Below are 13,896 nucleotides of genomic sequence, written 5' to 3'. Positions count from 1 at the left end.
GGGGCGTTTCCCCTAAACTTCTCTTTTGCCGCCGCTTATTCCGGCGACGCGTGATGGCCGCGTCGAACCGAAGGGGCTTGACTGCCGTGGGCCTTTAACACGGAAGGCCCGGTTTCGGAACGCGACAATGGCATGACGGGGCTCTACGAAAGTCGCATCTCCCCCGAAAGTACGAGAATGCGCTCTGCGGCGCGCGATTCAGGCCGGCGCGCTGACGCCCTTGAGCTGGTCCCGGACCTGCCCCGCAATGGCGCGGTAGATCGCCGCATGGGGACCGTCCGGCTCGCTGTCGACGACGGGATTGCCGGCATCCGAGGTGGCCCGAATCGCCATGTGCAGCGGGATCTCGCCGAGGAACGGCACGTCGAGCTTCTCGGCCTCGTGCCGCGCCCCGCCATGGCCGAAAATGTCCGACCGCGTGCCGCAATGCGGGCACTGGAAGTAGCTCATGTTCTCGACGATGCCGAGCACGGGCACGTTGACCTTCTTGAACATGGCAAGCCCCCGCCGCGCATCGATCAAGGACAGGTCCTGCGGGGTCGAGACGATCACCGCGCCCTTGAGTGGTACGTTCTGCGCCAAGGTGAGCTGGGCATCGCCGGTGCCCGGCGGCATGTCGACCACGAGAACGTCGAGCGTGCCCCATTCGACGTCGCGCAGCATCTGCGTCACCGCCGACATCACCATCGGACCGCGCCAGATCATCGCGGTCTCTTCCTCGACCAGGAAGCCGATCGACATGATCGCAAGGCCGAAACGCCGGAGCGGAATCATTTTGCGCTCGTCATTCAGCTCCGGCTTGTCGTGCAGGCCGGTCAGCCGCGGCACCGACGGGCCGTAGATGTCGGCATCGAGCAGGCCGACCTTGAGGCCGAGATCGCGCAGGCCCAGCGCCAGATTGAGCGCAGTGGTCGACTTGCCGACGCCGCCCTTGCCGGAGGCCACCGCGATCACGGCGGCGACGCCTGGGATCTCCGACTGCCGCGCCATCGGCGATTGGGCGCCGCCCTGTGGCGGCGGCTTGTGGGCGTGGACCGGCTGCACGCCCGGCGTGCCGCGGCTCGGTTGCGGAGGCGGCGGCGGCGCGGAGCCAGGCTTGCGCTCGGCGGTGAGCGCCACCATCACGGTGGTGACCCCGGGAATGGCGCGCACGGCAGCCTCGGCCTCGGCCCGGATGGATTCCCAGGCCCTGGCCTCGGCAGCATCGACATTGATCGAGAAGAACACCTTGCCGTCGGACGCACTGATTGCGCTCAGCACATTGGCATTGGTGAGCGCGACCCCGCGGGGCGACTTCACCCTGGCGAGGCTGTCGAGAACCTGTTGCTGCGTCACGCTCAAAGCGCATCTCCTGAACGGAGCCTGATCCGGCCCCGGAGGGCCGCGCCGGCGCAAAGCGCGGAGCGGCATTCCGGGGAGGTCATGCTCAAGACTTTAGGATGCCCCATTAGAGCGGAAACGCCCAAAAGGCTACTGCCTGCCGATATCGTCAGCCATCTCGGCGGGCGCCGCCCCCTGCTCCCTGGCGGCCTCGTAGTTCAGCTCGATCATGACCCCGTTGGGATCGTGAACGAAAATCTGCCAGAGGTCGCCGCCGGGCACCTGGCGGGAGTCGAACTTCATGCCCTTGGATGCCAGCCGCTGCTTCATGCCGTCGAAGCCGCGGCTGACGAAGGCGACGTGATGCACGACGCCGGAATCCGGCTTTTGCGGCTCCGCCGTCGCGGAAATATCGACGAGGTGCACCACCGCCTTGCCCTCGCTGTACATCCAGGCGCCGGGAAAGGCGAAATTCGGCCGGGCGCCTTTTTCCAGGCCCAGCACATCCTCGTAGAAACGGACGGTCTCGCCCAGATTCCGGGTCCGGATGTTGAAATGATCGAGGACGCCAACGCTCACACTGCCCAAGCCCGATGCCATGCTTTCGCTCCCTTTTTTCGAAGTCCTTAGGTCCCGCCATCCTAGCACAGGGGGCCGCCAAACGAAGCCGTTGCCCTCCGCCCTTAACGGTTTATGGTGCGCCTCCGGTCCGCCTTCGCAGCGGAACTTCGAGGACGCCGCCCGGCGCCCTCGCCCGGCTACAACCGTAAAAACTCAAAACTACGGACAAGGTACCACACATGGCTAAAGTCGCTTTCCTCGGTCTCGGCGTGATGGGCTTCCCCATGGCCGGACACCTCGTGAAAAAAGGGGGCCATGAGGTCACCGTCTACAACCGCACCGCGGCCAAGGCGAAGGAATGGGCGGACAAGTTCGGCGGCAAGACGGCGGCAACCCCGAAGGCGGCCGCCGAAGGTCAGGATTTCGTGATGTGCTGCGTCGGCAACGACAACGACCTGCGCGCGGTCACGATCGGCGCCGACGGCGCCTTTGCGGGCATGAAGAAGGGGGCAACCTTCGTCGACCACACCACCGCCTCTGCCGAGGTCGCCCGTGAGCTGGATGCAGCCGCCACCAAGGCCGGATTCAAATTCGTCGATGCACCGGTCTCCGGCGGCCAGGCTGGCGCCGAGAACGGCGTGCTGACGGTGATGTGCGGCGGCGCGCAGGATGCCTATTCCGGCGCCGAGCCTGTTATCACGGGCGCCTATGCCCGCATGTGCAAGCTGCTCGGACCCGCCGGAAGCGGCCAGCTGACGAAGATGGTCAACCAGATCTGCATCGCCGGTCTGGTGCAGGGCCTGTCCGAAGGCATCCACTTCGCCAAGAAGAGCGGGCTCGACGTCGCCGCTGTGATCGAGACCATCTCCAAGGGCGCTGCGCAGTCCTGGCAGATGGAGAACCGCTACAAGACCATGAACGACGACAAGTACGATTTCGGCTTTGCGGTCGAATGGATGCGCAAGGACCTCTCGATCGCGATCGCCGAAGCCCGCCGCAATGGCGCCAACCTTCCCGTCACCGCGCTGGTCGACCAGTTCTATTCCGAGGTGGAGAAGATGGGCGGCAAGCGCTGGGATACGTCGAGCCTGCTCGCGCGCCTGCAACGCTGAGAAACCTATCGAGGGCCGCAGCCGGGCAGCTGCGGCGCTCGCGGGTCTCGACGCGGCGCCCGCCGCGACGGGCCCCGCATTGAGCCGAAGAACGAATTCCGGGGGGAATTGACTTGCTGAGCGTGATCGCCGCCATTTTCATCGTTGCGTATGCTGCCATCGCGCTCGAACACCCTCTCGGCGTCAACAAGAGCGCCTCGGCCCTCCTCGGAGCGGGCCTGCTCTGGACCATCTATGCGATCTCAGTCGGCGACGCCTCGCTGGTCAACCACCAGCTCGACGAATCCGTCGCCTCGACCGCGCAGATCGTCTTCTTCCTGATCGGCGCGATGACGATCGTCGAGGTGATCGACGCCCATAACGGCTTCGAAGTCATCACCTCGGTCATCCGCACCACGAAGCAGACCACGCTGATGTGGATCATCGGCTTCGTGACGTTCTTCCTGAGCGCGATCCTCGACAATCTGACGACCACCATCGTGATGATCTCGCTGATCCAGAAACTGATCGGCAACAAGAGCGACCGCCTGCTGTTCGCGTCCATCATCGTCATCGCCGCCAATGCCGGCGGCGCCTGGACCGTGATCGGCGACGTCACGACGACGATGCTCTGGATCGGCGGGCAGATCTCTCCCGTCAACATCATGAAGGCGGTGTTCCTGCCTTCGCTGTTCAACCTGCTGATCCCGCTGCTGATCATCGGCTATTCGCTCAAGGGCAAGGAGATCGTCCCTCCGCTGCAGGGTCGGGAGCAGGCTCTCAGGGTCGAGGTGTTCGAGCGCAATCTGATGTTCTATCTCGGCCTCGGCACCCTGGTTGCCGTTCCTGTCTTCAAGGCCGTGACGCACCTCGCGCCGTTCATGGGTATCCTCTTCGGACTGGGCATCCTCTGGCTGGTCGGCGAGGTCGTGCATCGTCACAAGGACGAGGATGCGCGTCGGCCCCTCACCCTCGTCCATGCGCTGACGCGCATCGACATGAGCTCGATCGTGTTCTTCGTCGGCATCCTCATGGCCGTGGCGTGCCTGGAGCACGCCCGCGTCCTCGAGCTGCTGGCAAAATGGCTCGACGCCACGGTCGGCCGTCTCGACATCATCGTGATCCTGCTCGGGCTCTTGAGCGCCATCATCGACAACGTGCCGCTCGTCGCCGCCACGATGGGCATGTACAATCTGGTGCAGTATCCGCCGGACAGCTTCATCTGGGAGTTCATCGCCTATTGCGCCGGCACCGGCGGCTCGATCCTGATCATCGGCTCGGCCGCGGGCGTTGCCGCCATGGGGCTCGAGAAGATCGAGTTCTTCTGGTACGCCCGCCGCATCGCAGGCCCCGCGCTCGTGGGGTATTTGGCGGGGGCGGTGGTCTACATCGTGCAGCACGCCATGCTGCGCTGAACGGCGCGGGCCGGATCCAAATTAACGCCGGGTTAACGTAATTCTTTAGCTCCTTAAGTCACCTCTTAAGGATTTCTTGCCAGAGATAGACAATGCAGAAGGCCCGCGTCCGGCGTGGGCAGGAATCGTTGTTGCTTGATGAGTAACCCCGCTGAAAAGCCTGAGGTAGTGCAGCTTCCGGCCGAGCCGGTGAGCGCTCCATCGGCGAGCAGCCGAAGGGCTGCGGCGCAGCGGGTGCGCGAGGCGCGGGACAAGTTAACGTCGACCAGTGGAACCCGTCCGGCCTTCGACGCCGAGATGCTGCGCCAATATGCCCAGACCCGGCTGTCGGCTTCCTATGTCGTGATGCTGCTGGTGGTCGCAACCGGCGTGCTGTTCGGCCTGTGGATGCAGCCGATTCCCGCCGCTGCCTGGACCGCCGGCATGCTCTGCATCCACAGCGCCATGGTCCGCAGTTGCCGGCGCTTCCTGACCGAATCCGCCTCGCCCGCGGCGACGCGTGCATGGCGGACGCGCTTCGTCGTGCTCGATCTGCTGTACGGCCTGTGCTGGATGGCGATCCTGATCCATCCCGTGCTCGACATGGTCACGGAAACGCTGATGATGTTCCTGATGCTGCTGGTGATCGCAGTATCGAGCATGCTGGCCGCGAACTTGCCGATCGCCGCCCTCGCTGCCACCGCGCCGGTCGCGGTCGCGATGGCACTGAGTTTCGCGATGACCGGCTCGCTGGACAACTATATCCTGGCCGCGCTCGCGCTTGCCGCCGAAGGCTATTTCGTGCTGCTGGCACATCGCCTGCACTCCTCGACCTTCGCGACGCTGGAAGCGCGCGCCGAGAAGGACGCGCTGATCGGCGAGCTCGAACAGGCCAAGGCGATCTCGGACGAAGCGCGCCACCGCGCCGAGTCCGCCAACGTCGCCAAGTCGCGCTTCCTTGCGCAGATGAGCCACGAGCTGCGCACCCCGCTGAACGCGATCCTCGGTTTCTCCGAGGTGATGAAGAGCGAGATCTTTGGCGCGCACGCGGTGCCGGTCTACAAGGAGTACTCGGCGGACATTCATAATTCCGGCGTCCACCTGCTCAACCTCATCAACGAGATCCTCGACCTCTCGCGGATCGAGGCCGGCCGCTACGAGCTCAACGAGGAAGCGGTGTCGCTGGTCGGCGTCGTCGCCGACTGCCATCATCTGATGAAGCTGCGTGCCTCGAGCCGCGGCATCACCATCCACGAAGTGTTCGAGCAGGCCATGCCGCGGCTCTGGGCCGACGAGCGCGCGATCCGCCAGGTGGTGCTCAACCTGATCTCCAACGCGATCAAGTTCACTCCGCAGGGCGGCGAGATCTGGCTCAAGGCCGGCTGGACCGCATCGGGTGGACAATATCTCTCGGTGAAGGACACCGGCTCCGGAATCCCTGAGGACGAGATCCCGGTCGTGCTCGCTTCGTTCGGCCAGGGTTCCAACTCGATCAAATCGGCCGAACAGGGCGCGGGCCTCGGTCTGCCGATCGCCAAGAATCTGATCGACCTGCACGGCGGCACGTTCACGCTGAAATCGAAGCTGCGTATCGGCACCGAGGTGATCGTCACGTTCCCGCCGGAACGCGTGATGAGCGCGCTTGCACCGCTATCGGATGATTCCCCACCGCTCCAGCCGGAGAGTTCGGTACTGCCCGACGAGAAGCGCCGGCCGCGCCACAAGCCGATCATGAGCGCCGGCACGGGCTCTTAAACCAGATGCTTGCAGACATGCCCGACCATCCCCCACTATGTCCGAATGAGCAAAGAAACGCCGTGCGTCGCCGTCTGCATGATCGATCCCCGGACCAAGCTATGCTTCGGCTGCGGCCGGACCCTGCCCGAGATCGCGCGTTGGCACGCCATGGAAAGCACGGAACGGCTCGCGGTCATGGCCCTGTTGCCGGCACGCATGACGGAAGCCGGGCTCGTGCCGATCGCGGCATCGCCGAAGCGCGCCTGACCGGCCTGCGCGCCGCCGGAGGCGCGCGATGATCCGCTTCCTGCTCGTTCTCGTCATGCTCGCCGGCACGGCAGGTGCAGTCGTCGCCTACGGCGATTCCGATCAGATCGCGCGCGCCAGCCACAAGGTCTCGCACATTTTTCGCGCGCAGACGGCGACGCCTGCGCCAGCGGTGCAGATCCCTCGCGGCCAGGGCGGCGAATTTGCGCTTCGGGCGAAGATCAACGGTGTCGCCGCACCGATGGTGATCGATACCGGTGCGACGTCGGTGGTGCTGACCTGGGAAACCGCAAAAGCCATCGGGCTGCCGCTCGAAATGCTCGAATATGACGTCGACCTCGAAACCGCGGGCGGCCATACCAAGGCAGCGCGCCTGACGCTCGACCGCCTCTCTGTCGGCCATCTCGTCGAGAAATCGGTGCCGGCCCTCGTCGTCCAGCGCGGGCAGATGAAGACCAATCTGCTCGGCATGAGCTTCCTCGACCGCCTGGAGAGCTGGGGCGTGCGCGCCGACAAGCTGATGCTGACGGGCTATCCCGAGCTTCAGAGCAGCCACCGCCGCTCGCGCACCGCGATCGACTAGATCCCAGCAGGCCCCTGCAAGCCCCGACCCCATCCGACCGGACTGTCGTCTCCTCGATCACGGTCCGCGAAAAGCAATGGAGGTGTGACCTTCCTGCTATTTACAAACCGTCCAGTCGGTTTATAACCCAGGCATTCCCGTATCGGGGTTGGACGTGCTGCCCCCCTGAGGGGTGCGGCCAAGTGGGAGATCGAGATTATGACTGCAAGAGCCGCCATCCGCCGCATGGTGCGGGTCGTGCCGTTTGCCGCAGCGTTCGCCGCAGGCAGCGCTCACGCCGCGGACCTGTCGCCGCGCCCTGTAGCGCCCTCCTCCGCTTACACAGCGCCGCAGCCGGTGTATTCGTGGACGGGTCTCTATGCAGGCTTCAACGCCGGCTATGCCGAGAGCGGCGACGACGCCTTCAACAATCTCGTCGGCACCAGCGGCGGCAAGGTCAAGGGCGCCGTCGGCGGCGTGCAAATCGGCTACAATTACCAGCTTTCGCCCATGTTCGTGGTCGGTATCGAGAACGACTTCGAAGGCGGCGACATCAAGAACCACGACGCACTCAACAGCGCCGCGGTCAGCCTGCCCTGGTACATGACCGGCCGCGCCCGCGCCGGCATTGCGACGATGGATTCACGCCTGCTGCTGTTCGGGACCGCGGGTCTTGCCGCCGGCGAATTGAAGGACGGCACGATCAACAAGATGAAAATGGGCTGGACCGCGGGCGGCGGCGTCGAATGGGCGTTCCTGCCGAAATGGTCCGCCAAGGCCGAATATCTCTACACCGAGTTCAAGCATGACGACCTGCCCGACTGGAACGCCGCGAAGTTCCACACCTTCCGCGTCGGCGTGAACTATCACTTCGACCTGTTCCGCTGAGACCAGCGAAGAGCCGGATGTCGCGATCCGGCTCTTCGTGCTTGCGGCTAGGCAGCCGCTTCGGCCGGCGCGCGTGCACCGACGCGCGCGATCGCATCGCGCAGCACGTCGAGACCGGCACCCGACTTCACCCCTTGCTCGGCAAGATGGCGGCGGAATGCCCGCGCGCCTGGCACTGCGTGGAATGCACCGACGAAATGCCGCGTGATCGCATGCAGCCGCGTGCCACGCGCAAGCTGCTGCTCGATATAGGGCATCATCGCCTCGAGCGCGTCTTGCATGGTCCGATGCGGCGCCGCCTCGCCGAAGATGTCGGAATCGACGGAGAGCAGCCGCCACGGCTCCTGATAGGCGGCACGGCCGAGCATCACGCCGTCGACATGTTCGAGATGCGCCTTGGCCTCGTCGATGCCAGCAATGCCGCCATTGATGATGATCGGCACGCCGGGCATCGCGCGCTTGAGGCGATAGACGCGATCATAGTCGAGCGGCGGAATGTCGCGGTTCTCCTTCGGGGACAAACCGTTGAGCCATGCCTTGCGGGCATGCACGATCAGCGCGTCACAACCGGAGGCGACCACCGCCCGCGCAAGCGCATCAAGCGCGACTTCCGGATCCTGATCGTCAATGCCGATGCGGCATTTCACCGTGACGGGAACGGCGACCGCGCGCTTCATCGCCTCGACGCAGCGCGCCACCAGCTCCGGCTCCGCCATCAGGCAGGCGCCAAAGCGGCCGTCCTTCACGCGGTCGGACGGGCAACCGACATTGAGGTTGATCTCGTCATAGCCGAACGCCTCGCCGATCCGCGCAGCTTGCGCGAGCTCGTGTGGATCCGAGCCTCCCAGCTGAAGCGCCACCGGATGCTCGACCGCATCGAACCCAAGAAGCCGCTCCCGGTCGCCGTGGATCACGGCGCCAGTGGTCAGCATCTCGGTATAGAGCAGCGCCCGTCGCGTCAGGTGACGATGGAACACCCGACAATGCCGGTCGGTCCAATCCATCATGGGGGCCACGGAAAAGCGATAGTCTTGCGAATTCAATTGCTATTCTTTCATCGAACCGACGGCACGGAGATGCGCTCGCACCCGAACCAGCATTTTGCATGGCGTGGCGCATATCCTTCGCCTGAATGGGCGTCTGATGCAACCGCAACAGTAAAGTGGTGCAAACAAGAGAAAGCAACAATGGTCCCTCATGGCACAATCCGAGGCAGCCTTGTCCAAGCTGGACACGGCTGGTCTAACATCTCGATTGTCGGTGAATAGCCGGCCCGAATTGGATAAGATTGCCATCCAGGCCGCATCGGAGTGAATATGATTGAGAACGCTCATTCGACAGGTCGACCGCTCGATCCCCGTTCCGCATGGTCCGGGCTGTCCCAGGCAGAACGCGACGCCGCCTATGACAACAACGCGGCCGTCAAGAACAGCGCGGCCCTGATTGCCGAACGGAACGAAGCCTCCAGCCGGCTGCGAAGCACACTGAAAGCCCATCTCGATCTGGCTTACGGTCAGCGGCCGAACAACAAGATCGATCTCTACCCGGCCGGCAGGCCTGAGGCGCCCTGCCTGGTGTTCCTGCATGGCGGCTATTGGCAGCGAAATTCGCGCGAATTGTTCGCGATGCTGGTCGAAGGCGTCGCCGCCCATGGCTGGTCGGTTGCCATTCCCGGTTATTCGCTAGCGCCGGAGGTATCCCTCGCCGACATCGTCGCCGAAGTCCCGCGCGCGCTCGACTGGCTTGCCGCGAATGGCGCATCCTATGGCGTTGCCGGACCGGTCGTCTTGTCAGGTTGGTCTGCCGGAGCCCATCTCGCCGCGATGGCGCTGGACCATCCGAGTGTCCATGCGGGACTGGCGATCTCAGGCGTGTACGAGCTCGCGCCAATCCGCGATACCGGCCTCAACAACGCGCTGAAGCTGACGGATGACGAAATCGCCGTGCTGTCGCCGCTGCGCCTACCCGTCACGCCGAAGCGGCTCGACATCGCCTATGGCAGCAACGAGCTGCCGGCACTCGTGTGCGATTCGATCAACCTCCACCACAAGCGCGTAGCGGCGAACGCGCCCGGCAAGCTCATCCCGGTCGACGGCGCCGACCATTTCACCATTCTCGAGGCCCTGCGGCGGCCAGACGGGCTTCTCGTCGACGCCGTCCGCCGGCTGCTGGACTAAAAACGTGAAAACAACCCCATGCACAGTAGAATGCCATTGTTTTCAAAGGCAAATTTTGCAGGCACGTCGACACCATCGATCATTCTGACTCGTCGGGCAAAACAGGGGTATGACGTCGCGCTTGCCGCTCTCGCACCTCCACGCAGATTTGTTCGCCCGTGATCCGTAGAGGGTAAAGCCGCAACGGCGGGCTCGGCCATCCCGGATTGATCGCCCCGTCGCGCAAATCGAACGATGCCGCGTGACGCGGACAGAACAGCCGGCCGCCCCTCACCTCTCCGAGAGCCAGGTCCGCCTGTTCATGCGGACACGCGCGGTCGCATGCGACGGCATCGCCGTCGTTCCAGATCAGCAGCAGGTCGAGGCCTGCAACATGTACGCGAACGATCGTCTCCGCTCTCAAGCGATCGAGATTCCAGACCGGCGTCCGGCCGAAGCCAGCCGAGCCGGCGGCATCGTCATCCACCGAGATAGGCCTTTCGCACATGCTCGTTCTCGATCAGCTCGGAGCCTGCGCCCGACAGCACGATGCGGCCGTTCTCGAGCAGATAGGCGTGGTCGCACATCTCGAGCGCGGCGAACGCGTTCTGTTCGACCAGCAGCACCGTGGTGCCGGCATCGCGGATGCCGCGGATGATCGCAAAGGTGCGCTCGACGATGTTGGGGGCGAGCCCGAGCGAGGGCTCGTCGAACATGATCAGCCGCGGCCGCGACATCAGCGCGCGACCGATCGCCAGCATCTGCTGCTCGCCGCCCGATAGCGTGCCCGCGGCCTGCCGCCGCCGTTCCGCAAGCCGCGGAAATTCGGCGTAGATGCGATCGCGATCGCCCGCGATCTCGCCTGAACCGCGACGGAGGTAAGCCCCCATGTCGAGATTTTCCTCGACGCTCATATGCGGAAACACCCGCCGCCCTTCGGGGCAATGCGCGATGCCGCTGGCCAGCACGCGCGGCGGCCTGGCGCCCGTGATGTCGATGCCTTCGAACCGCATCTGTCCGGAACGCGGCGGCACGAGGCCGGAAATCGCACGCAGCGTCGTACTCTTGCCGGCGCCATTGGCACCGATCAGCGCGACCAGCTGCCCGGCCTTCACGTCGAGCGAGATGCCGCGCAGCGCGGTGACGCCGCCATAGCCGCAGACCATGTCACGGATCTCAAGCACGCGCGGCACCATGTCCGAGATAGGCCTCGATCACAGCCGGATCGTTGCGGATCATTTCGGGCGTGCCCTCGGCAATGATGCGGCCGTAGTTGAGCACCACGATGCGGTCCGAGACCGTCATCACCATCGGCATGTCATGCTCGACCAGCAGGATCGTGATGCCGCGGTCGCGAACGCTGCGGATCAGCTCGACGAAGCGGTGCGTCTCCGAGGCATTCATGCCGGAGACGGGCTCGTCGAGCAGCAGCATCGAGGGCTCGGCCGCGAGCGCCAACGCGACGCCGACGAGGCGCTGCTCGCCGTAGGAGAGCGAGCCTGCCGCATCGTGCCCGCGGCGCTCGAGCCCGACCCATTCGATCAGCTCACTCGCCTTCTGCCGCAGCCTGCGTTCCGAAGCTCGCGCACCTGATAGCCCGAGGATGGCGTCGAGCAACCGGACCCTGCCCTGTCGATGCAGGCCGATCAGGAGATTGTCGTAGACGGTGTCGTTGGGAAACACGCTGGTGCGCTGAAAGGTACGTATCAGGCCGAGATCGGCGATCTCGTGCGGCTTCAATCCGGTGAGCGTCGTGCCCTGATAGGTGACACGGCCCGCGCTCGGCGTCAGGAAGCCGGTCATGACGTTGAAGGCGGTGGTCTTGCCGGCGCCATTCGGTCCGATCAGGCTGACGATCTCGCCTTCGCCCACGGTGAAACTCATGTCGGAGATGGCGACCAGCCCGCCGAACCGGACGGCGACCTGATCGATGGTCATGGCCACACTGCGCGCCGTCATCACGCCGGCTCCTTGGCGCCGGTCTCGGTCAGCGCGACCGGCGCCAGCGCCGACGCGCCGCTCCGTCGCCTGGCAAAGCGCAGCGCAAGCGAAGGCACGATGCCACGCGGTAGGACGAACAGGATGGCCATGAGCACGCCGCCATACGCGATCCATTGCGCTTCCGGCGCCATCACCGGCCGCAGCGCGACCGGCAGCAGGCCGAAGATCAGGCCGCCGACAACGGGGCCTGCCAGCGAGCCCTTGCCGCCGCTAATGACCATGATCACCATGGTGACGGTGTTGATGAAGGCGAACACCTCTGGGTCGATGATCCGGATGTAGTGCGCATAGAGGCTGCCGGCGGCCCCTGCGATTGCAGCCGAGATCACAGCGGCCAGCGTCAGCGTCCGGGTCACGTCGATACCGACGGAGACGGCCAGCGTCTCGTTCTCCATCAGCCCGCGCATGGCGCGGCCGAAATGGGAATGGACGAGCCGAGCGATCAGGAGATAGGCGATCAGAGCCACCACCAGCACGAGATAGTAGTTCTGCATCTTGGTGCGCAGCGTCAGCTCGCCGAAGCCGGGTAAAGGCAGCGCGATCGAGGGTATATTGGTCAACGCCAGCGGCCCCTGCGTCAGCTCGACCCAGTTCAGCGCGACCAGCCGCACCACCTCGGCAAAAGAGATGGTCACGATGACGAAATAGGCCCCGCGGACACGGAACGACAACAGGCCGACAAAATATCCGCAGAGTCCGGCGACGATGATCGCGAGCAGGAGGCCTGCGATCGGCGGCCAGGGTGTGTGAACCAGGCGGACGTCTCCGGGCAGACCGACGTCGAAGCCGAGCGACGTCAGCGCGCTGACATAGGCCCCGATGCCGAAGAAGGCGATGTGGCCGAGGCTGAGCTGGCCGGTGAAGCCGAGCAGCAGGTTGAGGCTCATCGCGCCGATGACGAAGATGCCGGTCGTGATCAGCGCATTGAGGAGGTAGGGATCGCGCAGCCAGAGCGGTACCGAGGCCAGCACTGCGACCGCGAGAATAGTGATGACTGTTCTCATCCGACGCGCTCCGCGCGTGCGAACAGGCCGGTCGGTCGGAAAATCAGCACCGCGATGATGATCACGAAACCCATGGCGTCGCGGTAACCAGACGAGACATAGCCCGCCCCCAGTTCCTCGGCGAGCGCCAGGATGAAGCCGCCGATCACCGCGCCCGTGATGTTGCCGAGCCCACCGAGGATGACGATGGCGAAGGCCTTGACGGCGGCCAGATCGCCCATCTGCGGGAAGATGACGTAGACCGGCCCGAGCAGAGCCCCCGCCGCGGCGGCAAGGCTGGAGCCGATCGCGAAGGTCGAGGTGTAGATCATGTCGACATTGACACCCATCAGCGAGGCCGTGTCGTGATCCTGGAAAGTCGCCCGCATCGCGCGGCCGAGACTGGTCTTGTTGATCAGGAGATACGTCACCAGGATCAGCATTGCCGCCGCAGCAAGCACGAACAGACGCAGCCAGGACACCGACACCGGTCCGAGCACCAGCGGCGCCTCGGGAAACGGCGTTGCCACCGATTTGGCGACCCCGCCCCAGATCCACAGCGTGCCGGACTGCATCGCGATCCAGGCGCCGATCATGACCAGCATCGTGGTGTCGATGTCGGAGCCACGCAGCGGGCGCAGCAGGGTCAACTCGATCGCCGCACCCAGCAGCCATCCGGCCAGCACGGCCACCGGCAGCGCGAGGAAGAAGTTCAGCCCAAGCTGCTGCACCACGATGAACATGATGTAGGCGCCGAACGTGTAGAGCACGCCGTGGGTGAAGTTCACGACGTTCATGATGCCGAAGATCAAGGTCAGCCCTATGCCCAGCAGCGCATAGGTGCCGCCGAGCACGAGCATGTTGACCAGATGCTGGAGGAATTCGCTCAAGGCCGTTCCCGGATAATCTGGCGAGAGCGGCCGTGGGCCGCCCTCG

15 protein-coding genes are annotated in these 13,896 nt (G+C 64.8%); 7 read left to right on the top strand and 8 right to left on the bottom strand.

The features are described from left to right. Positions 1 to 198 precede the first annotated feature (198 nt). Together Q0743_RS25205 and Q0743_RS25200 are read right to left on the bottom strand one after the other, a co-directional pair. Complete coding sequence (locus Q0743_RS25205; RefSeq protein WP_298244187.1) at positions 199 to 1,341, bottom strand: Mrp/NBP35 family ATP-binding protein; 1,143 nt, start codon at positions 1,339 to 1,341, stop codon at positions 199 to 201. Between the two features lie 129 nt (positions 1,342 to 1,470). Continuing rightward, the gene (locus Q0743_RS25200; RefSeq protein ID WP_298244186.1) at positions 1,471 to 1,920 is read right to left on the bottom strand and encodes a VOC family protein; all 450 of its coding nucleotides are present in this window, start codon (positions 1,918 to 1,920) and stop codon (positions 1,471 to 1,473) included. Between the two features lie 200 nt (positions 1,921 to 2,120). Here Q0743_RS25200 and Q0743_RS25195 point away from each other — a divergent pair, with 200 nt between their 5' ends. The 6 genes from Q0743_RS25195 (at position 2,121) to Q0743_RS25170 (ending at position 7,820) form a co-directional block, all read left to right on the top strand. Beyond that, entirely contained in the window at positions 2,121 to 2,993 is an 873-nt protein-coding gene (locus tag Q0743_RS25195) for an NAD(P)-dependent oxidoreductase (protein ID WP_298244185.1), read from the top strand. 113 nt (positions 2,994 to 3,106) lie between these two features. Next, the gene (nhaD, locus tag Q0743_RS25190) at positions 3,107 to 4,387 is read left to right on the top strand and encodes a sodium:proton antiporter NhaD (RefSeq protein WP_298244184.1); all 1,281 of its coding nucleotides are present in this window, start codon (positions 3,107 to 3,109) and stop codon (positions 4,385 to 4,387) included. A 138-nt stretch (positions 4,388 to 4,525) separates the two neighbouring features. After that, positions 4,526 to 6,121, top strand: coding sequence for a HAMP domain-containing sensor histidine kinase (locus Q0743_RS25185; RefSeq protein WP_298244183.1), 1,596 nt, complete (start codon positions 4,526 to 4,528; stop codon positions 6,119 to 6,121). Positions 6,122 to 6,166: 45 nt separating this feature from the next. After that, positions 6,167 to 6,370 (top strand): DUF1289 domain-containing protein, encoded by a 204-nt coding sequence (locus Q0743_RS25180; RefSeq protein ID WP_298244182.1) that lies wholly within the window; start codon positions 6,167 to 6,169, stop codon positions 6,368 to 6,370. Positions 6,371 to 6,398: 28 nt separating this feature from the next. Then, positions 6,399 to 6,953: a TIGR02281 family clan AA aspartic protease gene (locus tag Q0743_RS25175; protein ID WP_298244181.1), complete on the top strand. Its 555-nt coding sequence runs from the start codon at positions 6,399 to 6,401 to the stop codon at positions 6,951 to 6,953. A 198-nt stretch (positions 6,954 to 7,151) separates the two neighbouring features. After that, positions 7,152 to 7,820, top strand: coding sequence for an outer membrane beta-barrel protein (locus tag Q0743_RS25170; protein WP_298244180.1), 669 nt, complete (start codon positions 7,152 to 7,154; stop codon positions 7,818 to 7,820). Positions 7,821 to 7,867: 47 nt separating this feature from the next. Here Q0743_RS25170 and dusA read toward each other — a convergent pair whose 3' ends face one another. Continuing rightward, on the bottom strand, positions 7,868 to 8,863 hold the full coding sequence (gene dusA / locus Q0743_RS25165) for a tRNA dihydrouridine(20/20a) synthase DusA (protein WP_298244179.1): 996 nt from the start codon (positions 8,861 to 8,863) through the stop codon (positions 7,868 to 7,870). 273 nt (positions 8,864 to 9,136) lie between these two features. On the opposite strand from dusA, the gene Q0743_RS25160 reads away from it, so the two are divergent. After that, positions 9,137 to 9,997 (top strand): alpha/beta hydrolase, encoded by an 861-nt coding sequence (locus Q0743_RS25160; RefSeq protein WP_298244178.1) that lies wholly within the window; start codon positions 9,137 to 9,139, stop codon positions 9,995 to 9,997. 79 nt (positions 9,998 to 10,076) lie between these two features. Here the strand turns inward: Q0743_RS25160 and Q0743_RS25155 are convergent, their stop codons facing one another. From Q0743_RS25155 to Q0743_RS25135, 5 genes are read right to left on the bottom strand one after another with little or no spacing between them, the layout of a single operon-like run. Continuing rightward, positions 10,077 to 10,484, bottom strand: a complete 408-nt coding sequence (locus Q0743_RS25155; protein WP_298244177.1) for a Rieske (2Fe-2S) protein — start codon at positions 10,482 to 10,484, stop codon at positions 10,077 to 10,079. Further along, the gene (locus tag Q0743_RS25150) at positions 10,456 to 11,160 is read right to left on the bottom strand and encodes an ABC transporter ATP-binding protein (RefSeq protein ID WP_298244176.1); all 705 of its coding nucleotides are present in this window, start codon (positions 11,158 to 11,160) and stop codon (positions 10,456 to 10,458) included. Before Q0743_RS25150 ends, Q0743_RS25155 begins: the two co-directional genes overlap by 29 nt. Then, positions 11,153 to 11,935: an ABC transporter ATP-binding protein gene (locus Q0743_RS25145; RefSeq protein WP_298244175.1), complete on the bottom strand. Its 783-nt coding sequence runs from the start codon at positions 11,933 to 11,935 to the stop codon at positions 11,153 to 11,155. The genes Q0743_RS25150 and Q0743_RS25145 overlap by 8 nt, the downstream gene beginning before the upstream one ends. Then, complete coding sequence (locus Q0743_RS25140; RefSeq protein WP_298244174.1) at positions 11,935 to 12,981, bottom strand: branched-chain amino acid ABC transporter permease; 1,047 nt, start codon at positions 12,979 to 12,981, stop codon at positions 11,935 to 11,937. Before Q0743_RS25140 ends, Q0743_RS25145 begins: the two co-directional genes overlap by 1 nt. Then, positions 12,978 to 13,850, bottom strand: a complete 873-nt coding sequence (locus Q0743_RS25135; RefSeq protein WP_298244173.1) for a branched-chain amino acid ABC transporter permease — start codon at positions 13,848 to 13,850, stop codon at positions 12,978 to 12,980. The genes Q0743_RS25140 and Q0743_RS25135 overlap by 4 nt, the downstream gene beginning before the upstream one ends. Positions 13,851 to 13,896: the final 46 nt, after the last annotated feature.

It is taken from the genome of uncultured Bradyrhizobium sp. (assembly GCF_936943645.1).
Classification (GTDB): Bacteria; Pseudomonadota; Alphaproteobacteria; order Rhizobiales; family Xanthobacteraceae; genus Bradyrhizobium.
Note: the sequence above shows the minus strand (reverse complement) of the source record. Positions and strands in the feature narration are given on the sequence as shown.